21 protein-coding genes are annotated in these 26,259 nt (G+C 40.7%); 7 read left to right on the plus strand and 14 right to left on the minus strand.

Annotated features, from left to right (window positions below; genetic code table 11):
- Nucleotides 1-165: 165 nt before the first annotated feature.
- The 10 genes from purF to CYG50_RS11540 all read right to left on the minus strand — a co-directional run bounded on the left by purF (nucleotide 166) and on the right by CYG50_RS11540 (nucleotide 10,096).
- Nucleotides 166-1,683 (minus strand): amidophosphoribosyltransferase, encoded by a 1,518-nt coding sequence (purF, locus tag CYG50_RS11495; RefSeq protein WP_102137624.1) that lies wholly within the window; start codon nucleotides 1,681-1,683, stop codon nucleotides 166-168.
- 14 nt (nucleotides 1,684-1,697) lie between these two features.
- Nucleotides 1,698-2,201: a colicin V production protein gene (gene cvpA, locus CYG50_RS11500; protein WP_004912301.1), complete on the minus strand. Its 504-nt coding sequence runs from the start codon at nucleotides 2,199-2,201 to the stop codon at nucleotides 1,698-1,700.
- A 179-nt stretch (nucleotides 2,202-2,380) separates the two neighbouring features.
- Nucleotides 2,381-3,022: a cell division protein DedD gene (dedD, locus tag CYG50_RS11505; protein ID WP_102137623.1), complete on the minus strand. Its 642-nt coding sequence runs from the start codon at nucleotides 3,020-3,022 to the stop codon at nucleotides 2,381-2,383.
- 5 nt (nucleotides 3,023-3,027) lie between these two features.
- The gene (folC, locus tag CYG50_RS11510; RefSeq protein WP_102137622.1) at nucleotides 3,028-4,317 is read right to left on the minus strand and encodes a bifunctional tetrahydrofolate synthase/dihydrofolate synthase; all 1,290 of its coding nucleotides are present in this window, start codon (nucleotides 4,315-4,317) and stop codon (nucleotides 3,028-3,030) included.
- Complete coding sequence (gene accD / locus CYG50_RS11515; RefSeq protein WP_102137621.1) at nucleotides 4,307-5,278, minus strand: acetyl-CoA carboxylase, carboxyltransferase subunit beta; 972 nt, start codon at nucleotides 5,276-5,278, stop codon at nucleotides 4,307-4,309. Before accD ends, folC begins: the two co-directional genes overlap by 11 nt.
- Before the next feature lie 117 nt (nucleotides 5,279-5,395).
- On the minus strand, nucleotides 5,396-6,082 hold the full coding sequence (locus tag CYG50_RS11520) for a DedA family protein (RefSeq protein ID WP_042851864.1): 687 nt from the start codon (nucleotides 6,080-6,082) through the stop codon (nucleotides 5,396-5,398).
- Nucleotides 6,083-6,147: 65 nt separating this feature from the next.
- The gene (gene truA, locus CYG50_RS11525; RefSeq protein WP_102137620.1) at nucleotides 6,148-6,963 is read right to left on the minus strand and encodes a tRNA pseudouridine(38-40) synthase TruA; all 816 of its coding nucleotides are present in this window, start codon (nucleotides 6,961-6,963) and stop codon (nucleotides 6,148-6,150) included.
- Nucleotides 6,963-7,973 (minus strand): aspartate-semialdehyde dehydrogenase, encoded by a 1,011-nt coding sequence (locus CYG50_RS11530; protein WP_102137619.1) that lies wholly within the window; start codon nucleotides 7,971-7,973, stop codon nucleotides 6,963-6,965. The genes truA and CYG50_RS11530 overlap by 1 nt, the downstream gene beginning before the upstream one ends.
- A gap of 86 nt (nucleotides 7,974-8,059) precedes the next feature.
- The gene (gene pdxB, locus CYG50_RS11535; RefSeq protein ID WP_102137618.1) at nucleotides 8,060-9,193 is read right to left on the minus strand and encodes a 4-phosphoerythronate dehydrogenase PdxB; all 1,134 of its coding nucleotides are present in this window, start codon (nucleotides 9,191-9,193) and stop codon (nucleotides 8,060-8,062) included.
- A gap of 93 nt (nucleotides 9,194-9,286) precedes the next feature.
- Nucleotides 9,287-10,096: an AraC family transcriptional regulator gene (locus CYG50_RS11540; protein ID WP_102137617.1), complete on the minus strand. Its 810-nt coding sequence runs from the start codon at nucleotides 10,094-10,096 to the stop codon at nucleotides 9,287-9,289.
- Between the two features lie 100 nt (nucleotides 10,097-10,196).
- Here CYG50_RS11540 and CYG50_RS11545 point away from each other — a divergent pair, with 100 nt between their 5' ends.
- The 4 genes from CYG50_RS11545 (at nucleotide 10,197) to CYG50_RS11555 (ending at nucleotide 18,432) form a co-directional block, all read left to right on the plus strand.
- The gene (locus CYG50_RS11545; protein WP_102137616.1) at nucleotides 10,197-11,117 is read left to right on the plus strand and encodes a DMT family transporter; all 921 of its coding nucleotides are present in this window, start codon (nucleotides 10,197-10,199) and stop codon (nucleotides 11,115-11,117) included.
- Nucleotides 11,118-11,472: 355 nt separating this feature from the next.
- Nucleotides 11,473-13,893: a tetratricopeptide repeat protein gene (locus tag CYG50_RS23105; protein WP_238706848.1), complete on the plus strand. Its 2,421-nt coding sequence runs from the start codon at nucleotides 11,473-11,475 to the stop codon at nucleotides 13,891-13,893.
- The gene (locus CYG50_RS23110; RefSeq protein ID WP_238706849.1) at nucleotides 13,890-16,136 is read left to right on the plus strand and encodes a tetratricopeptide repeat protein; all 2,247 of its coding nucleotides are present in this window, start codon (nucleotides 13,890-13,892) and stop codon (nucleotides 16,134-16,136) included. The genes CYG50_RS23105 and CYG50_RS23110 overlap by 4 nt, the downstream gene beginning before the upstream one ends.
- A 253-nt stretch (nucleotides 16,137-16,389) precedes the next feature.
- Entirely contained in the window at nucleotides 16,390-18,432 is a 2,043-nt protein-coding gene (locus CYG50_RS11555) for a coiled-coil domain-containing protein (RefSeq protein WP_102137615.1), read from the plus strand.
- Between the two features lie 70 nt (nucleotides 18,433-18,502).
- On the opposite strand, the gene CYG50_RS11560 is transcribed toward CYG50_RS11555, so the two are convergent.
- Together CYG50_RS11560 and tctD are read right to left on the minus strand one after the other, a co-directional pair.
- Nucleotides 18,503-19,930, minus strand: a complete 1,428-nt coding sequence (locus CYG50_RS11560) for a sensor histidine kinase (RefSeq protein WP_102137614.1) — start codon at nucleotides 19,928-19,930, stop codon at nucleotides 18,503-18,505.
- Nucleotides 19,927-20,595 carry a transcriptional regulator TctD gene (gene tctD, locus CYG50_RS11565; protein WP_094962689.1) on the minus strand — a complete coding sequence of 223 codons (669 nt, stop codon included), beginning with the start codon at nucleotides 20,593-20,595 and terminating at the stop codon, nucleotides 19,927-19,929. The genes CYG50_RS11560 and tctD overlap by 4 nt, the downstream gene beginning before the upstream one ends.
- A 311-nt stretch (nucleotides 20,596-20,906) precedes the next feature.
- Between tctD and CYG50_RS11570 the strand changes: the two genes are divergently transcribed.
- Genes CYG50_RS11570 through CYG50_RS11580 form a run of 3 tightly spaced genes read left to right on the plus strand, consistent with a single transcriptional unit; the run spans nucleotide 20,907 to nucleotide 23,844 of the window.
- Nucleotides 20,907-21,881, plus strand: coding sequence for a Bug family tripartite tricarboxylate transporter substrate binding protein (locus tag CYG50_RS11570; protein ID WP_094962690.1), 975 nt, complete (start codon nucleotides 20,907-20,909; stop codon nucleotides 21,879-21,881).
- Between the two features lie 11 nt (nucleotides 21,882-21,892).
- Nucleotides 21,893-22,324 carry a tripartite tricarboxylate transporter TctB family protein gene (locus CYG50_RS11575; RefSeq protein WP_102137613.1) on the plus strand — a complete coding sequence of 144 codons (432 nt, stop codon included), beginning with the start codon at nucleotides 21,893-21,895 and terminating at the stop codon, nucleotides 22,322-22,324.
- Between the two features lie 11 nt (nucleotides 22,325-22,335).
- Nucleotides 22,336-23,844, plus strand: a complete 1,509-nt coding sequence (locus CYG50_RS11580) for a tripartite tricarboxylate transporter permease (RefSeq protein WP_102137612.1) — start codon at nucleotides 22,336-22,338, stop codon at nucleotides 23,842-23,844.
- A gap of 60 nt (nucleotides 23,845-23,904) precedes the next feature.
- Here the strand turns inward: CYG50_RS11580 and CYG50_RS11585 are convergent, their stop codons facing one another.
- The gene (locus tag CYG50_RS11585) at nucleotides 23,905-24,732 is read right to left on the minus strand and encodes a hypothetical protein (RefSeq protein WP_102137611.1); all 828 of its coding nucleotides are present in this window, start codon (nucleotides 24,730-24,732) and stop codon (nucleotides 23,905-23,907) included.
- 157 nt (nucleotides 24,733-24,889) lie between these two features.
- Nucleotides 24,890-26,104: a beta-ketoacyl-ACP synthase I gene (fabB, locus tag CYG50_RS11590; RefSeq protein ID WP_102137610.1), complete on the minus strand. Its 1,215-nt coding sequence runs from the start codon at nucleotides 26,102-26,104 to the stop codon at nucleotides 24,890-24,892.
- Between the last annotated feature and the right edge of the window lie 155 nt (nucleotides 26,105-26,259).

A 26,259-nucleotide genomic window follows, 5' to 3' on the forward strand; every position in this document is an offset into this window, starting at 1 on the left:
CTGTAAATTTAATGACGACAAAAAATCACAATCACCATTAATTTTCTAAATAGTTTCGGTTACAGCTAGGCGGCAAATGAGGCTATCCCAAGGAGCATACAAAAGTATGTGACTTGGGTAGCTGAATGAAGCCAACAACGCTGTAGCCCAAACTATGACGAAAATTTAGCCTTCGTTGTAAATTTCCAAATCCTCAACCTCACTCTGGTCCTTCAACTTTAACTCATCGTCTTTCCGTAAGTTTTCTAAGTAGTCTAAATAACTTTGGTCGATATCCTTTGTCACATAAATACCATCAAATACCGAGCATTCAAACTCCGTGATTTCCGGGTTTTCTTCTTTAACAGCATCCACCAAATCACTTAAATCTTGGAATATCAGGCCATCTGCACCGATAAGCTTACGAATTTCATCCACTTCACGACCGTGTGCAATCAATTCATTTGCATTTGGCATATCAATACCATACACGTTAGGGAAACGCACTTCGGGTGCCGCTGAGGCAAAATAAACATTTTTTGCTCCAGCTTCGCGTGCTAGCTCAACAATTTGCTCAGATGTTGTTCCGCGCACAATTGAGTCATCGATGAGTAAGACGTTTTTATCACGAAACTCTGCACGGTTCGCATTAAGTTTACGACGTACGGATTTACGACGTTCTTGCTGACCCGGCATGATAAATGTACGGCCTACATAGCGGTTTTTCACGAAACCTTGGCGATATGGTTTATCAAGAATATGTGCGATTTCTAGCGCAATATCACACGATGTTTCTGGGATAGGGATCACCACATCGATATTTAAATCTTCCCATTCACGGGCAATTTTGGCGCCCAGTTTTTGTCCCATACGTAATCTTGCGTTATATACCGACACTTTATCAATAAAAGAGTCTTGGCGAGCAAAATAGACATATTCAAAGATACATGGGGTTAATTGTGGGTTATCAGAGCATTGGCGTGTAAATAATTGCCCTCTTTCTGTCACATATACCGCTTCACCCGGAGCGACATCGCGTAAAAATTCGAAGCCTAAAGTATCAAGCGCGACACTCTCTGAAGCGACCATATATTCATGCTCACCGCTTTCAGTAATGCGGCGCCCTAATACTAACGGACGGATACCATGAGGGTCACGGAAGGCTAACATGCCATGCCCAATAATTAATGCCACGCATGCATATGCACCGCGTATTTTCTTATGCATGGCTGCCACTGCACTGAAAACATTGTCTGGCTCGAGAGGAAAATGGTCAAACCTATCTAGCTCATGCGCTAATACGTTCAGTAGTATTTCAGAATCAGAGGTGGTGTTAACATGGCGGCGAGCAGTTTCAAATAAGCTTCGCGTTAGTTCGTGAGCGTTTGTCAGATTACCATTATGTGCAAGGGTAATACCAAAAGGTGAGTTTACATAGAAAGGCTGTGCTTCTGATGCACTCGAACTGCCTGCTGTAGGATAACGAACATGGCCCAACCCCATACAACCTTGTAGTCTGAGCATATGTCGGGTTTCAAAGACGTCTTTTACAAGGCCATTCGCTTTACGTAAACGAATATTATTTTTGCCATCAATTGTGGCAATACCTGCTGCATCTTGCCCACGATGCTGAAGCACCGTGAGAGCATCATAAATTGATTGGTTTACCGGTGTAACACCGGCGATACCGACAATACCGCACATTTAGTCTTTCCTCATCAGCCAGACGGAGAAATGTTCTCCGGTAGGAAACTTGACGCATTTTGCAGGTAGTCAAAAAACCACCTGATTATATGACTGAACTGCGGAATAAGTTCCGAACGCTGCCAGTCCTCACTTTGAGGTAATGGTGTAAATGTATCGAGAAAAAACAGCAATGCCGAAACAATCAGTACACCACGCAACGCGCCGAAGCAGATCCCCAGAACCCGATCTGTGCCTGATAACCCGGTTTTTTGTACCAACGAGCTAATCACATAGTTCACCACCGCGCCAACAATTAATGTGGCGATAAACAGAGCAGCGATAGCAATGCCATTTCTAACCAGCACATCCTCAAAGCGAGTAAAATAGCCCGCTAAATAAGGATAAAACGTACTCGCAACAAAAAAAGCACAGCCCCATGTAACCAATGAGAGCGCCTCTCGTACAAACCCACGGATCAAGCTAACTAGTGCCGAGAAGCCAATAATGGCGATAATTGTGTAATCTATCCAGACCATATTTTATTCCAAAATTCGCACTCACGACATCAGCGAAGTGCATTCTAACAGAAAACGAAAACGTTTGCGCAACCATTTTTCTATCAATTTTAAAAAAATAGCGGCGAAAAGAAAAAATCATAATCGCCGCAGTAAGTTACTAAATCCCCTTACCTTTTAGGGATTATTGAAATTCTATTTTAAGGTTTATAGCTTTGAATTATTCCTTTTGTTCCCGTAATCTTGTTCAATTCAGGTAAAGCGGCTTCTAAGCGCTGCCTTGAGGCCTCAGGCCCTACGTAAATACGTGTGAGTTTATTATTCACCGGTTTTGCAGGAACCGTATACACCTGGTAACCAGATAACCTTAGTTTAGCGACAATCTCCTCAACTTTACTTGCATTGTTCAATGCAATCACTTGCACCACAAATGCTTTGCCCTGTGGCTGAGGTTTTGGCTCGGGCTTAGGTTCAGGCTTCGGTTGTGGTTTCGGTTCAACTTTAGGTTCAGGCTTAGGATCTGGCTTGACTGGTTCAACTACGCTCGGTGCAGGGCTTGTTGTCGATGGCCGTGTTTCAACCTGTTCGTTTTGCTGCTGCGTAATGGCTTCTGACAACATGGCTTCAGAAGCCCCTTCTGAAGAAGCGGTGGTTGTCGTACTCACAATAGGCGCGATTGCCTCAATATCTTCTTCATCACCCGGTTTAGGGATAATAGGAATGGCCGCAAATTCATTTTCATTGTATTTTTTATCGCCATCAAGCAGAGCAGGAAGCACAATGACACCTACTGCTACGAGCACAATGGCGCCAGCAAGTCGATTCTGAAATTTACTAGCCACCGGCACTATCCTTCTTGATTTTCCAATAACATCATGACGTGAGCGACGGTATGAAATGACCCGCACACCACAATCACATCTTGCTCGTTTGCATCGATGCAAGCTTGTTGCCACGCTTTTTCTACACTGCCAAACTGGTTAGCTGCTGGTAAATATTGACTAAGTTGGGCCACATCGGCTCCCCTAAACTCAGTTAATGGCGCAAGGTACCAGTCGGTGACTTGTTGTGATAAGCACTCAAGCGTCCCTTTGATATCTTTATCGCCTAGCATCCCAACCACCGCGCGAATGCGACGGTTTTTAGTTTCCGGTAAGGTAGCTAATTTACTGACTAAGTACCCAGCTGCATGTGGGTTATGAGCGACATCCAATATCATTAACGGTTTTTCACCGATAATTTGGAATCGACCCGGTAATTGAGCCGATTTCAAACCTTGATGAATAGCGGATTCAGTCACTTTCTGGGCAATATCAGTGTCAATTTCCAGTAAGCAACTTACCACACCCAGTGCCGTCGCGGCATTCGCTAAAGGGACATTGGGTAACGGCAAATTATGCCATTCACGCTGTGAACTTTTCCATGACCAACTATTTTCTTGCTCACTGTATTGCCAATCCACACCACGACGAAATAACGGCGTACCTAACTGCTCAGCCACTTGAGCAATTGAAGCTGGCATGTCTGGCTCACCAACGACACCATAGTGATCTTTGCGAAAAATGCCGGCTTTTTCATAACCAATGTGCTCACGGTCTGCGCCTAACCAATCAATATGGTCTAAAGCAATACTGGTGATCGCTGCAATGTCAGCATCAACGATATTTGTCGCATCTAACCGCCCGCCTAAACCGACTTCTAAAATCACAATATCGAGTTTAGCTTGTTTAAATAACTGTAACGCAGCCAAGGTGCCATATTCAAAATAGGTCAGCGAAATATCTGCACGCTGGGCTTCAATTGTGGCAAATGCCTCACAGAAATCAGATTCGGGAAGTTCTTGCCCTTGAATACGAACGCGCTCGGTATAACGGATAAGATGTGGTGAACTGTAAACCCCAACGTTTAGCCCAGAAGCCATAAAAATGGACTCTAGCGTATGACAGGTTGTTCCTTTGCCGTTGGTTCCAGTGACAGTGATAACTTTGGGGGCAGGTTGCGTTAGGTTCATTTTCCTAGCAACTTGACCGACTCGCTCCAACCCCATATCAATATTTTGGCTATGTAGGTCGGTGAGATAAGAAAGCCAAGCCTCCAAAGGAGACTTGGCGTTAGGAATGATTAGATTACTCATCATCTTTTTTATGCTTTTCAGAATCCTTTTTTGGCTCTTGGGCATCAAGTTCATCAACGGCGTTAATGTCGATTTCAACCGTTTCCGCTACGATGATAGGTGTCTCATTAAAGCTTGGTTTATTGGTTAACATTGCCAATATTTCAGCTAAACGGTCACGCATCTCAGGGCGGCGAACTATCATATCAATCGCGCCTTTCTCAAGTAAGAATTCACTGCGTTGGAAGCCTTGTGGTAATTTTTCGCGAACCGTCTGTTCGATAACACGCGGCCCCGCAAAACCGATTAATGCTTTCGGCTCAGCCACGTTAATATCACCTAACATAGCTAAACTTGCAGATACCCCACCCATGGTTGGGTCGGTCAATACTGAAATATAAGGTAAACCACGCTCTTGCATTTTTGCTAATGCGGCACTGGTTTTTGCCATCTGCATCAATGATAACAGTGCTTCTTGCATACGCGCACCGCCACTTGAAGAGAAACAAACCAATGGGCAGTTATCTTCCAGAGCTTGTTCAACCGCACGCACAAAACGCGCACCGACAACAGAGGCCATTGAACCGCCCATAAAGGCGAATTCAAACGCTGCAGCCACAACAGGCATGCCTTTCAATGTGCCTTTTAGCACGATGATCGCATCTTTTTCACCTGTTTCTTTTTGCGCAGCAGCAATACGGTCTTTATATTTTTTTGAATCTTTGAACTTAAGGATATCTTTTGGCTCAAGTTCGCTACCTAATTCCGTTGTTGAGTTTTCATCAAGGAAGGTTTCTAAACGCTGACGTGCGTGAATTCGCATATGGTGGTCACATTTTGGACACACGGATAAATTACGCTCTAATTCAGCACCATATAATACTTGCCCACAGCTATCGCATTTAGTCCAAACCCCTTCTGGGATATTGGCTTTATGTGATTGGGTCAAGTTACCTTTCTTTAAAATTTTTTCAATCCAGCTCATTAATGGACCTTTTTGTCTGATTCACTCTGGTTATCACCAGTATGTAATTTTTTGCCATTAAACCACAATGATATCTCACTGTAGATAAAAACTTGTTAAACCACCTTGCTAAACGGCTTAGTGGTTATCGATTTTTTGCGCTGCCGCACGCTTTTCTTTTGCAGCGATCCGGCGATGACGAATAATTTCAACCACACCCGGCAAAATTGAAACAAAGATAATCGCGACTATCAGTAATTTCAAATTCTTTTGTACGAACGGTAATTCACCAAAGAAATAACCTGCATAGGTGAATAATAATACCCAAATAAACGCGCCCGTCACATTATAAAACGCAAAGTGACGATAAGACATTTTACCCATTCCTGCAACGAATGGCGCAAAAGTTCTGACTATCGGCACAAAGCGTGCCAGTATAATCGCTTTACCGCCATGTTTTTCATAAAAAGCATGGGTTTTATCTAAATAAACACGACGAAAAATCTTCGAATCTGGATTTTTGAATAGTTTCTCACCAAAAATACGCCCGATTGTGTAGTTCACTGCATCACCAATAATTGCCGCGGTGATCATTAAAGCGACCATTAAATGGACATTCAAGTCATTGCTGTCTAATGACGAAATCGCGCCAGCAACAAATAATAACGAATCTCCAGGTAAAAATGGTGTGACCACTAACCCTGTTTCACAAAATAGGATCAGAAACAGGATACCATAGACCCATGTACCATAATCTCTGACCAGTTCAGCAAGGTGTACATCGATATGTAAAATAAAGTCGATAATAAAAGTGATAAATTCCATATAATCCTCATTAATAATAGCATCCATGCTATTTGCAATAATTATGAGATAGATAAAAATTCGCTTTACATCAGTTCATCTGCCAGAAAAAGAGGCCCCATCACATTCTGAGGTAACTCAAATTTCTCTGGGTAATCGACACTCACTAAATACAACCCTTCCGCTTTGGCGGTTGCAGCTGCCTTCGTGCGATCTTTTAACTCAAGAAGATGTGCCATCCAATCAATATTTTGATTGCCACAGCCAATCTCCAACAGACTTCCGACAATATTTCTTACCATATGGTGAACAAACGCATTGGCTTTGATGTCTACCACCACATAATTACCGTGGCGGCTGACATTCACATGCATCACATTACGCCATGGCGACTTCGACTGACACTGGACTGCTCTGAATGAGGTAAAATCACGCTCACCCAATAGCGCCTGTGCCGCTTCATGCATTCTTTTTTCATCGAGCGGGTAATGAAAATGTGTTACGCCATTCGACAAAATTGCAGGCCGATAACGGTGATTAAAAATCACATAGCGATATCGGCGTGCTGTTGCACTAAAGCGTGCATGAAATTCCTCGGCCACTGGTTTACACCAGCGGACAGCGATATCCGCAGGTAAATGGGTATTCGTCCCCATCGTCCAAGCCGCCTCTTTACGGATGGCCGAGGTTTCAAAATGCACCACTTGCCCTGTGGCATGCACACCTGCATCGGTACGCCCTGCGCAAAACACGCTAATTGGCTCCGCAGCAATTTTTGATAAAGCTTCTTCTAAGCAGCCTTGAACACTTTTAACTTCTTGCTGACGTTGCCAACCAAAATAACGACTGCCGTTGTATTCAATACCTAAGGCGATTCGATACAACTGTGTAGACTCAAACATTAGTAAAACAGCTCCTGAGCCAGTTTTTCTGCTGTTTCTACTGCCATCAATGCCCCACCGAAACGCACGTTATCTGCCACTGACCAAAACTGTAAAATTTCAGGTATGCCGTAATCATTGCGAACACAACCAATGCTTAATTGGTCATGACCTGACGCTTCTGTCACCTGTGTGGGATAATCACCCTCTTCTGAGACCTGAATATCCTCAAAACGTTCAAGTTCGTCGTTAGCTTCTTCTGCACTCATTGGACGCAATGTTTCTAAATGAACGACTTGCGCATTACCATAAAAAACAGGGGATTGAATAAAGCTCACCGCCACTGGCAAGCCATCATCTTGCAATACCTTACGCACTTGCTCAACCAAACGACGTTCGTGAACCACACTGCCTTCTATGTCAGCCAATAATGGCAACATATTGAACGCGAGTTGCTTACTAAAACGGCCCTCTTCGGCAGGAATACCATTTAATAAACGCGCACTTTGCCCGGCCAGTTCGTCGACTGCGGCTTTACCATAGCTGGAAACCGACAGCATGTTTGTCAAGGTAATACGGCCTAACCCTGCGGCATCCACCAGCGGTTTAATCGCTGTTAATAATTGACTCACAGAGCTATCTGCCAATGAAATAATATTACGGTTGCGATAATCAGCTAACACTTGCGGATTCACATTTGGAACAATCAATGGCACGTCCGGTTCTTGGGCAAATACACCGCTAGTATCGATGACAATACACCCTTCTTGCGCTGCTAAATCGGCATATTCTCGGCTCACACCTTCATTGGCGGCAAAAAAAGCTATTTGTGCCTGTGACCAATCAAAATCGGCCACATTTTCAACTTGAATACTTTTACCATTAAAGCGCACGCTCTCCCCTGCACTACGCTCGCTGGCAAGTAAATACAATTCGCCGACTGGGAATTCTCTTTCTTGTAACAGTGAAATAATAGCTTCACCTACAGCACCGGTTGCGCCTAATACTGCAATATTCCAACCTTCAGTCATGGCTATTCCTCTAAAAAATAAAAAAAATCAAACAACCCCCAATAATTAGGGGCTATTTAATTAGATGTTCATTTTAACTACATTTATTATGCGTGGGTTAAACGTGCCTTAAAACCCAGCGCATTCAGTTTCGATGCCGTTTGTTCATTATCACAAATAATTTCAAGGGATGACCATTCACGGCGTTCTTGGTAATTTTTGCGCAGTTTATCAAATTCGCCTTTTACCCCTGCAACCGCTCTTAACGCTGCGTCATCTCGGCGCACATCATACACGAGATGCACTAACCTTTTGAGCTGGTTTTGCGTTAATTTACCATTGAAAGTCAATTGATTGATATCTGGCTTAGGCAGTAAGGATGAAAGGCAAACTTGTGACGATTTGCCGAGAAACTGACAGTAAGCTTCATAAACTTGCGTGGTTCCTCGTGCTTTGCCTTCTAGGGTATAACCTGCAATATGGGGCGTGCCGATATCCACTAATGCTAAAAGTGCGGTGTCTAAATCAGGCTCTGGCTCCCACACATCTAAGATAACACTGAGTTTTTTCCCTCGGTTAAGTACAGATAATAGTGCTTTATTATCAACTACCTCACCCCGGCTTGCGTTAATCAAAATGGTGCCAGCCTGTAATTTTGCTAAACGCGCTTCATCCATTAAATGGAAAGTTTGATATTCCCCTGACATATTCAGCGGAGTATGGAAGGTAATGACGTCAGCGCGCTCGAGGACATCTTCAAAAGAAACAAATGGCTCGTCGTCCCCCTTAGCTGCTCGCGGTGGATCACAGAGTAATGTTTTGACGCCCCAAGCCGATAACCTAGCGGCTAAGCGCCCTCCGACATTGCCAACGCCAATAATTCCTACTGTTTTATCACGCAAATCAAAGTTATCGCGTTCCGCTAGCAATAATAGTGAGGAAATAACATATTCAACAACCGCTATCGCATTACAACCCGGCGCTGATGAAAAACCGATATTTGCCGTTGATAACCACTCGGTATCAATATGATCAAAACCAGCAGTCGCGGTTCCAACAAATTTAACCGGGGTATTATTGAGTAGTGATTCATTAACCTTAGTGATAGAACGCACCATTAGTGCATCTGCATCAATTAATTCTTGTTCTGGTATAGGGCGTCCTGGTACCGCTTTTACCTCACCAAGCTCACTAAATAAAGTTTGAGCATAGGGCATATTCTCATCGACTAAAATTTTCACGCTGTTGTCCTAATCAATCACTTTTTTGTTTTGTGTCGTTATTTATATAGATAAGTGGAATAATATTTTGCCACGGTTTAAGCCAGATGCCTATTAGAGGTTGCCTTCTACGGCAAATTCTTTCACTCGAAAACGGTCTGGTGTCACGCCAGATATTTGCTGGAACATTGCAATAAAAGCGGATGCGGAGCTATATCCCACATCCAGTGCGACTTCATGTACACTCTTCCCTTTTTCTAGCCCTGCAACCGCATGTAGATATCGCAAGCGTTGGCGCCATTCACTAAATGACATGCCTAGCTCCTGCTGGCAACGTCTTGATAACGTGCGTTCCGATGTGTAATAGCGTTTTGCCCATTGTGCTAACGTCGTGTTATCGGCTGGGTCGCTTTGTAACTCTAATAAAATGGGGGCAAGAAATTTGTCCTTTGAAACAGGCAAATAGGTGTCTTGGCAGGAAGACAATGGAAATTGGTCAATCAACACATGCGCCAAACGCAAGTCTTGCGCGGTTTCAGGTTGAACAATACCGCGTTGATACATGTCCGTCATAATTGATTGAAATATAGGGCTAAGCTTAATCACACAAGGCCGCTGGGCGAGCACTTGGTTGTATTCATGTGCAAAATCTATGATCCGAAATTTGACACTTTCTTTATTAAAGCTAGCATGGGAAATGTTCGCTGGGATCCAAATGCAAAATTCTGGTGGTGCTAAATAATGTTGACCTGCCACCTCCATTTCCATGATGCCACAAACCACATACAGCATTTGTCCAAAGGGGTGCGAATGGGATTTATACTCAGTGAGAGCTGCCGTTTGCTCGTGCCGAAAAGCCACCAATTCGGGTTCTGCAATATTACATTCACTGATTTGCCAAATGTCTGATTTTAAGTTTTCCATAGTCCTGTCTGAAAAGCGTTATCGATTGTCTGGTTATCAGTATATATAAAAAATCGGACAGATGTATACTAGCGCCCATTCAATATGGGAGAGTGTTTTAATGAAAAATCTTCTTTTTCCGCTAATCGCGGTTTTATTATGGTCAATTAACGCCATTGTTAACAAAGCGGCATCAACTGCCATTGACCCTGCGGCAATCTCATTTTACCGTTGGGCACTGGCATTTCTTGTCATGACCCCTTTTGTATTACGTTCTGTGCTTCGAAATTTTAAAATGGTCATGAAACATTGGTGGCAACTCGCCATTTTAGGCGCTTTAGGGATGATGTTATACCAAAGCTTGGCTTATTATGCCGCACATAGCGTGAGTGCCACCTTTATGGGAATTATGAACTCGTTGATCCCATTATTGACAGTCATTATTAGTATCTTTGTGCTACGCGTTATTCCTACCGTGGGGATTGTGCTAGGTTCAATCCTCTCATTATGTGGATTAGTGTGGCTAGTGAGCCAAGGAAGCCCAAGTGCGTTGTTCTCTCAAGGCTTAGGCCAAGGGGAAGCCATGATGTTGGTTGCGTCTGCGGCATACGCCCTGTACGGTGTTCTGACTAAGCGTTGGTCAATTCAGTTATCGAGTTGGGATGCCCTTTACGTTCAAATTTTCTTTGGCGTGATCATGCTGCTCCCTAATTTCTTATTAGCTGAAGATGTCTCTCTGAACAGCCAAAATATTGGTTTAGTGGTATTTGCAGGTATTGCAGCTTCTATCATCGCCCCAGCTTTATGGATCAAAGGGGTTATAAAACTCGGCGCAAATACAACCTCCATATTTATGAACCTTGCCCCTGTATTTACCGCCATTATTGCCATTTTCGCCTTGGGTGAAGAATTAAAAAGCTACCATTTAATCGGTGGTGGTGTGGTCTTACTCGGGGTAATGTTAGCGCAACAATTACGTACTCCACTGACAGAATTATTCCGCCGTGAAAAAAAGGTGGTTCAAGAGGATTCTTGCCAGTAGAATAGAATTATAAAAGCAATAAATGCAATGTCGTCACTCATATGCCCCACTCTGTGGGGCTATGTTTGAAATCCCCTCTATTTCCTCTTCAATTTCTCCTTAATTTTCTTCACCATTCATACTTTGTGACATTTAAAATATCTTCAATTCACCTTTAATTCGCTCATCATTGATATGATTTATCGGATTACCATTTTCCAGATAAGGGAAAATCCGATTGAATCTTCTGGAATTACAATTAGACTTAAACAAAATTAAATACCCCTTTAGGAGTAGTAACTCCACTCAATAAGCCGTGATAACGCGATAAATCTAAATGGAGCGTGGCAAGTAACCACTATAATAAGGAATAACAATGACTAAGCCGTTTAAAGTTGGGTTGTTCATATTGATAATAATTGCTGTAGCCACTGGCATTTATTTTATCAATAACACCAACCCATCCTCTCCCTCCCAATTAGGCTATGATTTATATCAACAAGGTGAGTCTCAAGCTGCCTTTGAACAGTTCCAAAAAACAGCAGAGCAAGACTCACAATCCGCTTTTGCATTAGCCATGATGTATAAAGACGGTATTGGTACAAATGTCGATGATGTGGCAGCTCAAAACTGGTTAATTAAGGCAGCAGAAGCTAACAATAAAAATGCGTTATATAACCTTGGTTTTTTCCGCTATAAGCACATGATAGAAGACACTTCTACAGATGAAAACGGGTTAGCTTCTTTAACGAAAGCGGCTGATCTCGGTGTAAAAGAAGCACAAGAAATGGTTGGTGGTATTTATTTAGCTGATAAATACGAAGAAGTTCCACAAAATATTGAACTTTCTCGCCAATATTTCACTTTAGCTTCTGACCAAGGCTCAAAACTGGCCAAATTTGCTTTAGGTTATATCGCCCATGACTTTGACAATGACAGTAAGAAAGCCGTTGATATATTAACGCCACTTGTCAGCAACGATTTTCCCTTACCCGCTATGCTGCTTGCCTCGATTTATAAGGATGGCGGTAACGGTGTGCCACCGAACCCATCACTCGCTAAAAAGTACGAGCGCCTCTCTTTCTCCTCTGCATTAGAATACATTTCTGACGCGGATGAATTAGAACCTGGAGCTTTATCATTGTATGGTTCACAAACAGAAGAAGAAAAACAAAAGGTCATTTCTAATTTAGAAGAGCGGGCAAGCCGTGGTGATGAGAACGCCATCTATGTGTTGTACCAAAAATACATGACTGGCGATGGTGTTCGGAGAAATAAAAACCGTGCAATGGCTTATATCCGCCCCCTTGTAGACGCAAAAAAACCTAAAGCCTTATATTTAAATTACAAAGCTGATACCGACCGTATTCAGGATTTAACTGATGCCGCTGATGGTCAATACCCTCCCGCGATGTATCAAGCCTATAACGTGTATTCTGGCCGTACATTTAGCGATGTTAAGCGAAATGACGCTTTAGCTGAAAAATATCTCACCGCTGCCGCAGACCTTGGTGATTTAAACGCACTTGTTATCATCAACCAGAGAGCAATTTCCAGTTACGATTTTCCAAACAAAAAACTGAGTGATATTGTCGCCAAATATACCCCTATTTTAATGGAAAAGTACCCGAACTCTGCGGAAGCGTTAGTGGCGGCAAGTGATGTTTATAGTGTTAAAGGTAGCCCATTATTTTCGCCAGAAAAAGCCTTCACCGCTTTAGAAAAAGCAAATCGCATTGACCCCACTTATGATGCCCAGATGCAATTAGCGCGTTATTATATTAATGCTTTTGGTACTAAGCAGGATGTGCAGAAAGCCGCTAAATTACTCATCGACAACCTTAATGAAAACGGTTACCCATCAACCGCTGAGCGCTTATTGGTTCAAATATATTATCGCTATGATATTAAAGCACTTATCGATGAAAAAACGATTATCGATATCCTCAAAGAGGATGTGATTAAACGCGAAAATTATTCCTTAGCTTATTTGTATGCTGACTATTTACTAAAGGAAGATGCTGAAAAAAATAGTGATCAGGCTTTTGATTTATACGAAAAATCAATCAAGCAAAATTATAATAGCCAAGTTTATTATGCTGCTGCATTATTAAAATATCGCCCAACAGAAACCAATAAAATAGCTAACTTGATAGTCAATGTGCTCCATTCATCCCAAGCACGAGCCGAATTACTTCCAAGCCAGTTACAAATCGCTAAAGATATTTTATTAAAAACAGGCTTAAACCGAGCTGACACAAAAAAAATATTAGTGCAACTTGCCTTATATGATAACAATGTTGAGGCTCAAAAATTAATTGAACCGCTTATTAATAATGATGCTGATATCACCTATTTATATGGGATAAACAAGCTTACTCAATTAACGAATGTTGACTCTTTAAGTGATGCTGAAATAAAACCATTGTACGATTATATTTTAAAAGCAGGAGAATTAGGTAGTTCATCGGCTTATTTATATATCGCACAGAACCTTGATGGCGTCACTTACCACAATGATAAGGCATATTATAAATCTCGCTTCCAAAAAATTACTGGGCTTAGCGCAAAAGATTTAATTTCTCAATATAAAAAATGTGCTGCACTCAAAAACAACCGCTGCTTATATGAATTAGGGGAAATATACCAAGAAGGTAACTACGGGGAAGATGCCAATTATGACACCGCCCTCTCCTATTACAATCAGATTTCTGATCCTGATTTTAGCTTCTTAAAATCACGTAAAAGAGAAATTGAAAAATCCAAAGCTTCGTTTGCCAATATTCAAGAAAATTGAAACAGAATGACCCAGATGCGTTACGTACACTCGCCAATGCTTATAAATATGGTAACTATGGGCAGAAAATCGATCAGAAAAAGTGGCTTGAATATTTAGAGAAAAGTGCAAAATTCAATCAAGAAAGTGCGCTTGAAGAGCTTATTGATTATTACCAACAAGATCAATTTATCAATGCAAATAAAGCAAAAATCTTAGGTTATTACGACCAATTAGCCGCCATTGGCAGTAAAGACTATACCCGTAAACTGGCACACCAGTATTTAAAAGGCAGCCAGCTTGTTGAGCTTAACCGACAAAAAGCACGTGAGTATTACCTAAAAGCAGGAAGTTGGGGCAATGAATTCATCAAATATATGGATGATTATGATATTGGCATGAAAATGCTCAATGATAGCCCTTCTGCGAAATACAAAGTGGGTCGAGCTTATTTCTATGGGCAAGGTGTCAAAGAAGACCTTTTAGAAGCGGCTAAATACCTAAAACAAGCGAGTGATGAAGGCAATGACTACGCCATCGCGCTCTATAGTGAAATGCGATATATGGGCGTACTGAATGAAGAAAAAAATGCTTGGGTAATGGAACCTGATTGGGACGAAGCCATTGTTTATCTAAGAAAACATTCTAATCCAAAACGGGTTGATGATTATATTGAAGCCTATGAAACCCTCGTGGTTCCTGCCCAAAAAGGTGATACCACCGCTTATATTAAACTCGGGGATTGGTATAGTACACGCGGCCGAAGCCTAGCAGCGCAAGGTTGGTATAAGAAAAGTATCGACGCTGGCAATTTAGCCGCTTATCAACCTCTTGATTCCGTGACTGAAGATAACCAAGCAAAACGCCAAAATTATATTGATGGCACAGCGAAAGGTGACCTTTTCTCTAAAGTTCAATTAGCCGAAACGTATTTATATGATAACAAAATTCTCACGAACTCTCCTGAATATGATTTAGCAATTCAATATCTTCAAGAAGGGATAAAATCAACCGATGAGGCGCTTTCTAATAACGCCTTCAATGCATTGGTGAATTTATATCGAGATGGGATCAAAAATACAAAAAGGGAGCTTAATCGCCCCAAAGATGAACAAAAGTATTTAGCATTGCTACTCAGTGAAGAAAACAATCGTACCGTAGCATTGGTGAACTTGTATTACTATTATGTAAATAGTGATAACGCTAAAGCCTTAGCCTATTTACAACGGGCTTATGATAAGGGTGATTTAGCGGCAACGAAAAAACTCTATCAAATCTATTATCCTGGCCAATACTGTAGTAACAGCGATAATGTCGACATGGATAAAGCGAGCCGATATTTGAAGGAGTGGATTGAGAAAAGCAATTTCCAGAAAAATACCGACAAACATTATATCCATTATCCTGAGAGCCTTTCCGAAGAGATGGGAACCATCTATTTAAAAGGTGATTGTAATGTTGATCAAAATATCGACAAAGCCATCGAATGGTACCAAATTTCGCTAAATTACCATCCAACTCATGCACTTGGTTCGATTTATCAGGCTTATGTAGAAAAAGGTGATGCCAAGCAGGCCTATTACTATGCATTGCTACTTGATAAAAAACCAAGTTCCATCGAGCTACTGGATACACTTTCAGCCCAAGACAAACAAGCGATTGAGAAACAAGTTGCCGATGAAAAAGCCTATGAGAAATATGGCCGCTTTGCCGAGCAAATTGAAAAACAGCGCGTCGAAGCTGAGGCCGGTGACAAAATGTCAGCCTTCTCCTTAGGTGTCGCCTATGCGCGTGGTGAACGTGTGCCTGAAGATACGCAAAAGATGATCTATTATTATGAATTAGCAGGGAAAAATGGCTATCCTCGTGCTTATAATATTTTAGGCAATCTGTATCGTAAAGATAACGAACGCGGCATTGAAAAAGACTTCCCTAAAGCACTTTATTATTTTGATTTAGGTGCGCAACAAAATGACAGTAATACGGCTCACCTCGCTGGTGACATGCTCTATTTTGGCCAAGGCATACCAAAAGATTATGTCCGAGCAGCGAAATATTATGACATTACAAGCCTAGAACAAGGCACCCACCATGCAATGGCAAAATACAAGCTTGCTTATATGTATTATAACGGCTGGGTCGGTAACAAGAGTAAAGAAGATATCCAAAAAGCCCATGATTACCTTAAACTTGGTGCTAAATACTTAGATGATGACTCAATCAAAGCCCTAAAAGAGTGGGACTTTAGTATGTTAAATCAATAAGTCATGACTCTAAGGCGCTAATTAACTTTAGCGCCTTCATCCGTCTACAATTATCATTTTACATCCACGCAAAATATCTTTTATAGCACCCACTTATAATATAACTAAAAAATTATTAGCTAATGATTTTTGATTATATTAATGAGATTTCCATACTAAATAAAAATTAGTCTTCCTCCTATCGTTAGATTATATTTTATTTGCGTCTGCACATCTGCAGATTTAAATAATCTATTAACAAGGAGTGTTTACTATGATTTCAATATTTAATAAAGACCATAAATCATTGGGAAGTATAAAAATTCAAGATATATATAAGGAGATAGACTATTCAACAATTTTATCAATTAGTAAAAAACCACCCCAAAATATCATTTACCTAGAAAAAACATATCAAAGCATTAGAGAGAATACAGAACAGAATAGTACAAGAATTCGTCATTTACTTAATAAAATTGATAATTTAAAACATAAATTTAAGACGACGGGTTCTGATGAATTGAATGAATTAAAAAACATAGAGTATAAACTTCACAAACAAGCCGAAAACCAAGAGAAAAATTTCGAAACGCTACAGTTTTTACACAGTAAACATACAAATAAGCAAGGCCATTATACGATTTCAGGAACTTCAGAGTCTATGAGTCTCAATAAATCCAATTTAATTGACCGATATGGAGCTGATTTATCGAGTTTACTGAATGATATTAACGGTCATTTTATTTTTCCTAATGAAATTTCACATCAAGAAAATCCTATTATTCTAAACGCCATAAGTTCAGAGCTTAACCAAATTAACACCAACCTAAATAATAGTTACAATTTATCCCAAAAATATCTGCATAAAGCCACTGAAAACATGCAGTCTAGGCTTAGACTTATGCAAAAAACATTTTATGCAGAAGAAGATATACATAATTTATACGCAAACGCTAAAGAAAGTAAAAATAACATAGAAAAACTGCTAAAAAAACTTAATAATGAAGGAGCAATGCACTCCTCTAGCAATAATACCATCAATAAATTAATAAAACACACGACAAAACTAAATACTCAATATGCGAAAATTCAATATTTACACCATAGTTTTGATAAAATCAAAAATTTTGAATACTTAGATGATGTTCATAATTACATTGAACAAGACAAAGGTTTCGACAGTAACTATCTTGAAAGCCATTTTCAAAAAAATAAAGAGTTTAAATTACTAACTGAGTTATCCAAATCCGCTGATAATTTAAAAAATTTAAAAATTGACGCTCAAAAAAAACTGGAAAATCATATATTACCCGTTGATAAGCTATTCACACATCACTCTGATAGACAGAAAGAATACCAGCAAGATATAGAAAATAAATTAGAAAAATTATTCAATAAGATTGAATTACGTATCAACATAGAAATAAAAAAAGAGGCGGGTTTATATTACGACCAATCCACATACTTGATCCACAGGGCTCAGCTAGAAAAAAACATACTGAATATAAAAGAAGATTTAGCAAGTTATATCATTAAAAATAGGATGTTAGTTCAGGAGAAAAAGACCCATGATAGCATTGACGAGTTAGCGACGCAGTTTTCTGATGAATTACTTAGGGCAAAAACTCTCCAAAAATTTATTAACTTAGAGTTTAATAATCATCTACAACAATTTTCTCAGCCAAATAAGGTAGGTTCTTACATTAATAACTTTGGTGAAAATAAAGATAATATCTACATGCTAGCCGTGGAAAAGAAGCTATTGAAAAATGAAATAAATAGTTTAATTTCTAACATTCGTATAAAGATCCCCTTAAAATCAGCGTCGTCTACGATTGATGAAAATACATATTACCAAACGGTTCAAGATAAAATGTATACATTATTAGGCTTAACTGACCAATTAGGGTCGTTAACAAAACTGTATAACTCAAAAGGGCATGCAGAAATAGTAGAATACATTAATGATATACATTCTTTAGAGAAACAAATTGCTCAGACAGAAAAAGAGATATCTCAATATATTTATACCCATTCGGAAAATAAAGATAAGAAATCAATTTCTTCAGAGATCACACCACTACTTATTGAATTAATTAACAAAAAAACAAAAGTAATGTCAATTGAAACCACGATTAACAAGGGATCAGATAAAATCAATCTCAACTTCGCTGATAGCGATGGAAATGATAAAGACCTAGAATCTCTATTATCGTCAATCATCGCAGAGTTTCCACAAGACACGATAACAAGTGATGTAAACCACCAACCATTGCATAGTAAATCAACGCCTATATTTGCACCATTACGCAACTAACACGTATTTTTATTACCGCCAGTTGCAGTTTGCTGTTATTTAAACCACCTATTTTACTAGGTGGTTTCTCTTATAACGGCGCTTGGCTGGCTTTGAATGGGATTCTGACCAACAATCCATTGAGTAATTTACTTTTTAATAATTGAGGCTCAGAACCATGATAGCTTGCAATATCTTTCACGAGCGCCAACCCAAGCCCTGCCCCTTCCTTCCCTAGCGCATTATTTAAACGCGTAAAGGCTTCCATAGAACGGTTAATTTTAGCATCAGGGATCCCAGGCCCCGAGTCCTCCACCTCCAAGACCCAATGAAGATGGTCGTCACTGCTAACCACACGGACGGTGACCACCCCATTTTCGGGTGTATATTTGATGGCATTATCAATTAGATTTGCACACATCTCTGCTAATAAAATCGGCTCGCCTTTGATCCATGCTGTTTCCGCGCCTTCATAACCTAAATCAATATTTTGGCTTTCAGCTTGGGGCAGACGAGTAAAACAAACTTGATGAACAATTTCTACCAAATTTATGGCTCGATACTGTGTAATCGCCTCTTTTTCATGAGCTTTTAATCGCGATAGCTGCAAGAGCCTATCCGTCAGGATAATCGTATTATCGAGCGTTTTTTCAATGGCTTGCAAACTCTGTTGCCGTTGGGTTTCGTCCGTACTATTAATCGCTACGGAAACTTGAGTTTTGAGAACAGTTAGTGGCGTTTTAAGTTGATGAGAAGCATCTGCACTGAATCGCTCTTGTCGCCTAACCATCCGCTTTAGGCGGGAAATATAACGATTTAATGCATCAATGAGTGGTGATAAATCAGACCACGGCAGTAAATCTGGCAATGGGGTTAAATCATTAGCAGAACGGCCTAGCATTAAATGGGACAATTTTTTCAACGGTGCCAGTAGCTTACTCAGTAGGATATAGGCAAGGGCCAAGGTTAATAATACCACCGTACCTTGGCTCATCAGGGCAGAGATTAACAATTGGTTAGCGAGATCTTGCCGTGAATAGACCGTTTCCGCCACTCGGATTTCAACCATTCCTGTTATCCCACCTTCGTTAATCGGTTGATAAAACGCAGCAATACGAATAGGAAGCCCCTTATACTGCGCATCATAAAAATAAACTAGCGCAGTATAGTGTTGTGAACGCATCCAATAAGGGGGAATTGGTGGTAAATCATCATAACCAGAGATGGTTTCACCATCAGGGGAGATCACTTGATAAAAAATTCGGTCATTATTATTTAATTCGAAACTATCAAGCACGACATAAGGCACGCTCACAGAGAGATGACCATCAACGACTTGCAAGCGTTCCGCGACGGTTCGTGCTGAAGCTAATAAGGTTCGGTCATAGGCTAAGTTTGCGGCATTTTTTGCACTGTAATAGTGGGTATAAACCGAGAAACTTCCCAACAAAATGAGCGGGATACCGAAAAAGAGCAGCAACTGATGAAAGAGAGAGCGTGGATGAGAGACTAATTTCATACACTACACTGCTCTAATCGGTATCCCAATCCGCGTAAGGTATTGATGTTAACGTCTGAACCGGCAAGCTTTTTTCTTACACGATGAACATATAACTCAATACTTTGTAAATTGGCTTCATCTGACAACGAAAAAACCTGTTCAAATAATTGCATTTTAGAAACAGGACGTCCTCGTCGATGAAATAAGGTGTTTAACACCGCATATTCTCTTGGTGTTAAGCCTAGAGGCTCTTCGCCTAATAGAAAATAGCCATCCTCATGGTAACTCAGTAACCCAAACTGTTGTGACTCATTGACTTTCCCTTGGCTGCGTCGCAATAAAGCGCGAAGGCGTGCTTCTAATTCCGCAATATCAAAAGGTTTCGTCAAGTAGTCATCAGCCCCTGCATTTAGCCCTTGCACACGGTCGGCTACGTCTGAATTCGCCGTTAATAACAAGACAGGGGTTTCTTGATGACGCTTGCGCATTTGCGCCAATACCTCAAGCCCACTCATTCTCGGAAGTGATACATCTAACACGACTAATTCATAGTGTTCGGTTTGTAATAGTTGGTCTGCTATCGCGCCATCACTGGCAACATCAACCGCAAACCCGGATGACGATAACGCTTTTTGTAACCATAATGACAATTCGTCATGGTCTTCAACCAATAAAATTCTCATTCCGCATACTCATTATAATTATTTATCAGTATACGTTGGCATTCCATTGGATGAATGGAAAGCAAATGTGACCATTTTTACTGTATCCATCACAACTATTATCAGTAAACACCATTAACGTGATTAAATTAACATTAAGTTAACATAACAAAAAAGCAAAAATACAAAACAATCTGATATATATCACATAAAAATAATAATATTTGTTAATGAAAGGTAAATGAAAGCTTCATAGGGCAATGATGTCATACGAATACAACAAGAAGTAAACAATTTTTACCTCTAATTATTGTCTTAGTAAGGAAAAAAGAATGAAAAAATTCACACTGAAGGCCTTAGCAACAGCAATATTTTTAGTTGGCATCAACCCTGCAAACGCCCTACCTGAACGTACAGAATGTATTGCCCCCGCCAAACCTGGAGGTGGTTTTGATTTAACTTGTAAGTTAGTACAAGTGTCTCTTCTTGAAACCAAAGAAATTGAAAAACCGATGCGAGTGACCTATATGCCTGGCGGTATTGGCGCGGTTGCTTATAACGCTATTGTTGCTCAGCGCCCTGCAGAACCCGGCACCATCGTCGCGTTCTCAGGAGGCTCATTACTCAACCTTGCACAAGGTAAATTTGGCCGCTATAACGAAAATGACGTGCGTTGGCTTGCCAGCGTTGGTAGTGACTACGGCATGATTGCGGTTCGTGCAGACTCCCCTTATAAAGACCTTAAAGATTTAATGGATACCTTCAAGAAAGACCCTAACAGCATCGTGTTTGGTGCGGGAGGATCTATTGGTAGCCAAGATTGGATGAAAACCGCTTTACTCGCAAAAGCGATAGACATTGACCCTCGCAAAATGCGTTATGTGGCTTTTGAGGGCGGTGGTGAAACCTTAACCGCGCTACTGGGCAACCATATTCAAGTACTTTCAGGGGATATCAGCGAAATGACCCCATATATCAATGAAGGTAAAATTCGTATTCTTGCCGTCTATGCAGACAAACGCCTTGGTGATGGGTTATCCGATATCCCTACAGCAAAAGAACAAGGGTATGACATTGTCTGGCCAATCATTCGCGGTTTCTATATGGGCCCCAAAGTGTCTGATGCCGATTATAACCAATGGGTTGAAGCCTTCCAAAAACTGCAACAAACCGACGAATTCAAAAAACAACGCGAACTCCGTGGTTTATTTGAATACAACTTAACCGGGCAAGAACTCGATAGCTATGTCAAAAAAGAAATTGAGCAGTATCGTGAACAAGCCCGCGCTTTCGGTTTAGCTAAATAACGGAGTGAACGATGAGCCAACGCATATTTGCCATAGTTTGGCTAATACTGTGTGCTATCGGAATTTATATTGGTTGGGGGATCCAAAGTGAGTTTACCTATGAACCACTGGGCCCCCGCCCTTTTCCGGTTGTCATACTCTCCTTAATGGCCCTTTGTGCTCTTGCCTTATTATTTGGCAAGCAAGAAGCCGTTGAGTGGCCAAAACCCTATGTATTACGTCGTCTAGTTTTATTAGTCATTGCACTTGTTATCTATGCATGGGCTTTTGAATGGTTAGGGTTTCCAATTGCAACCAGTTTAGTCACCATCAGTATCGCCCTGCTATTTGGTGCGACACCTATTGCCGCGATTATTTCGGGTCCGGTCTTAGGTATCTTTTTGTTCTATGCCTTTGATAAATGGCTAGATGTTACCTTGCCTATTGGCAGCCTGCTAAGTTAAGGAGCGAAGTCATGGAAACTTGGATGTACCTATCGCAAGGTTTTGAGGTCGCTCTGGTTCCTCAAAATATCTTGATCGCCTTAATTGGCTGTTTTATCGGAACAATCGTGGGCATGCTTCCCGGCCTCGGCCCTATCAATGGCGTGGCAATTTTACTGCCGTTGGCTTTTGCGCTTAAATTACCGGCTGAGTCTGCATTAATCTTACTCGCCACGGTTTATTTAGGCTGTGAATATGGAGGACGCATATCATCAATCTTACTTAATGTCCCCGGCGATGCCGCAGCAATCATGACCACGCTAGATGGTTATCCTATGGCAAAACAGGGAAAAGGTGGCGTTGCGCTCTCTATTTCCGCGGTCAGTTCATTTATTGGTTCAACGATTGCAATTGTAGGGATAATTCTATTCGCTCCTTTGCTTGCTCAATGGTCACTCGCCTTTGGTCCTGCCGAATATTTCGCCTTAATGGTTTTTGCCATTGCCTGCTTAGGTAGCATGATGAGCCAAAACCCAATTAAATCACTACTGGCTGCACTAATTGGTCTATCACTTGCCACTGTGGGGGTGGATGCCAACTCTGGGGAATATCGTTTTACGTTTGATAGCGTACATTTATCAGATGGCGTACAGTTTATCGTCGTGGTTATTGGTTTGTTCTCTGTCAGCGAAATTTTATTGATGCTCGAAGGTACCGCGACAGGCCAAGGGCTGATCCGCAAAACAGGCCGAATGCTATTCAATCGCAAAGAAGCTAAAGCGTGTGCAGGTCCAGCTTTACGCTCCTCTTTTATCGGTTTCTTTGTTGGCGTTTTACCGGGAGCCGGTGCCACCATCGCCAGTGCTATCACCTACATGACTGAAAAGAAAATTAGTGGTGAAAAAGGGGATTTTGGTAATGGCGATGTGCGTGGTGTTGCCGCACCAGAAGCGGCCAATAATGCCTCTGCATGTGGCTCATTTATCCCAATGTTAACCCTTGGTGTGCCGGGTTCAGGAACCACAGCGGTAATGATGGGGGCGCTAACGCTCTATAATATCACCCCAGGCCCAGGGATGTTTACTGAGCAACCTGATATTGTTTGGGGGTTAATTGCGGCTCTGTTGATTGCTAACGTGGTTCTGCTCATCATGAATATTCCATTAATTGGCCTATTCACACGAATGCTAACAGTTCCATTATGGTTTTTAGTCCCTGCTATTGCTTGCATTTCTGCTGTAGGGGTATATGCCGTTCATAGTACAACGTTTGATTTGTTACTCATGATGGGGCTAGGTGTATTTGGGTTTATTCTACGAAAAATGAACTTCCCACTTTCTCCATTAATTTTAGGGTTTGTACTCGGTGAAATGTTAGAACAAAACTTACGCCGTTCACTGTCCATTAGTAATGGTAATTTCGATATTCTTTGGAGCAGTACGATTTCTCAAAGCTTATTAACACTTGCGGTATTAGTGCTAATTCTACCACCGATTGTAAAGCGTATTCGTAAACGTAAACATTCCGCGGTTTCATCATAATTAAGTGTTCATACAATCTCTGTAAAACTTTGCCCCAGTGAATTTGGGGCAAAGCTTTATTTAATCAACCATTTGTTTAAAATAGTTATATTGCTTTAAAAACTCAGCTTCCACATTTTTATGCTTTTCAAAATATTTACGATTTGACTCATAAGCTTTATTTAGTTCACTCAACAATCCTAATTTTATATTTTTATCATTAATTGTTAGTATTGATTTGAAAGCACTACTGTTAATGTAATTACCGTCCTCACCAAATAAAGACACTAAGTTTACCTCACTTAAATTTCCACTAGGGATACCTATTTCAATGTCTGTATTATTTAATTTGGCTCCCGTGAAATCATAATCAACACCTAATTTAATGGGCAATTTAATCTTTACATCATTCAGATTTGCATTAGAGAAATCAGCTCTAACTAGTGCTTTATTTCCATCATATTTTATTATCGCGCCAGATAATGTTGAGTTAGAAAAATCAATATTAACATTAGTAGACATTAAATTATTTCGATCTACCCCATCAAAAAAAATATAATCTATATCTTTTCTTCCTAACTGACGACATGACGAATCATAATGTAGTGAAATGCGGTCAAGAAGATGATGAGATTTAATTTCCACTGAACTAGCAATACCATTTTTATTTAAATTAGATTTAAGAAACTCATTATGAATTATATTATCTAATACATTAATTGCCTTATCTATCTTATTCTTATCTTTTTCTTTAATATTCCAACCACGTGCATTATAAACATTCATCACCTTTAAAAGATGTTTCTTTAATAGCTTTATTTTAATTTCAGTGCTATTACTTTTCTCATACTCTTTAATCATCTTCGTCGAGCTATTGCTTAACATTACGAAATAATGCTTGATATTCATATTAACACGCCTCAATTCAATTTATTTTTAGAAGTTGAATTGAGTATCTCATGCTAATCACTTCTATAATTTAATAAAGTGATACTCCAACAATAACTTATTGAAAAAAAACGAGAACCGAAGTTCTCGCTTATTTAATACGTTAGCCTAATACAAATTACGCTTTGTATTTGCTCATCACTAATGTGGCGTTAGTTCCACCGAAACCAAAGCTGTTAGACATGACGGTTTCCAACTCTTGTTCCGTTGGTTTAGTCACGATATTCAAGCCAGCAGCTTTCTCGTCTAAATTTTCGACGTTAATGCTTGGTGCAATAAAGCCGTGCTCTAACATCAGTAAGCTGTAAATCGCTTCGTGTACACCCGCTGCACCTAATGAGTGGCCACTCATCGCTTTCGTTGCAGAAATTGCAGGAGAATGGCTACCAAACACTTCTTGGATAGCTTCTAACTCTTTGGTGTCACCCACTGGTGTTGACGTACCGTGTGTGTTGATATAATCAATTTTATCAACACCCTGCATAGCCATTTGCATACAACGCACCGCACCTTCACCTGATGGGGCAACCATGTCTGCACCGTCAGAGGTCGCACCATAGCCGACAATTTCAGCGTAGATATGTGCACCACGCGCTAACGCATGTTCTAATTCCTCGACAACAACGATACCACCACCACCTGCGATAACGAAACCATCACGGTCTTTATCGTAAGTTCTTGATGCTTTGTCTGGCGTTTCATTGTATTTAGTCGACAATGCGCCCATCGCATCAAACTCACAGGTCATTTCCCAGCTCAGCTCTTCACCGCCACCCGCGAAAACCACATCTTGTTTGCCTAATTGAATTAATTCAACTGCATGGCCGATACAGTGCGCTGATGTTGAGCATGCAGAACTGATTGAGTAGTTTACGCCTTTGATTTTAAATGGAGTCGCTAAACAGGCAGAAATACCCGATGCCATTGCACGGGTCACCATGTATGGGCCCACACCACGTAAACCTTTAGCACGCATACCGTCAGAACCCGCCACTTGGTTACGTGGAGAACCACCACCAGAGCCAACAACGATACCTGTACGTAAATTTGAAACTTGTTCTTCAGCTAAACCTGAATCCGCAATCGCTTGTTCCATCGATAAATAAGCATAGGCGGAGCAATCACTCATAAAACGGAAAATTTTACGGTCGATTAAGTCTTTTGGGTCTAAATTTTTGACATTACCCCAGACATGGCTACGTAGCCCTGCCTCTTTGAATTCTTCTGAGAAAGTGATCCCGGAACGACCTTCCTTCAGAGAAGCCAGTACTTCTTCCTGGTTATTACCAAGGCTGGAAACAATACCTAGACCAGTGATGACTGCACGCTTCATTCGTTACCTCATGACTATAATTATATGATTGCGGGATTACAGGATGTCACTTTAGCTTACACTTGTACGCTGAACAAGTCCGATCAGGGTAAATATTTGTATTTTTTTCTTTATGACACGGATAAGACTTTTTTATTGCGGTAGCCTTACAGTGA

This window comes from Providencia huaxiensis (assembly GCF_002843235.3).
Classification (GTDB): Bacteria; Pseudomonadota; Gammaproteobacteria; order Enterobacterales; family Enterobacteriaceae; genus Providencia; species Providencia huaxiensis.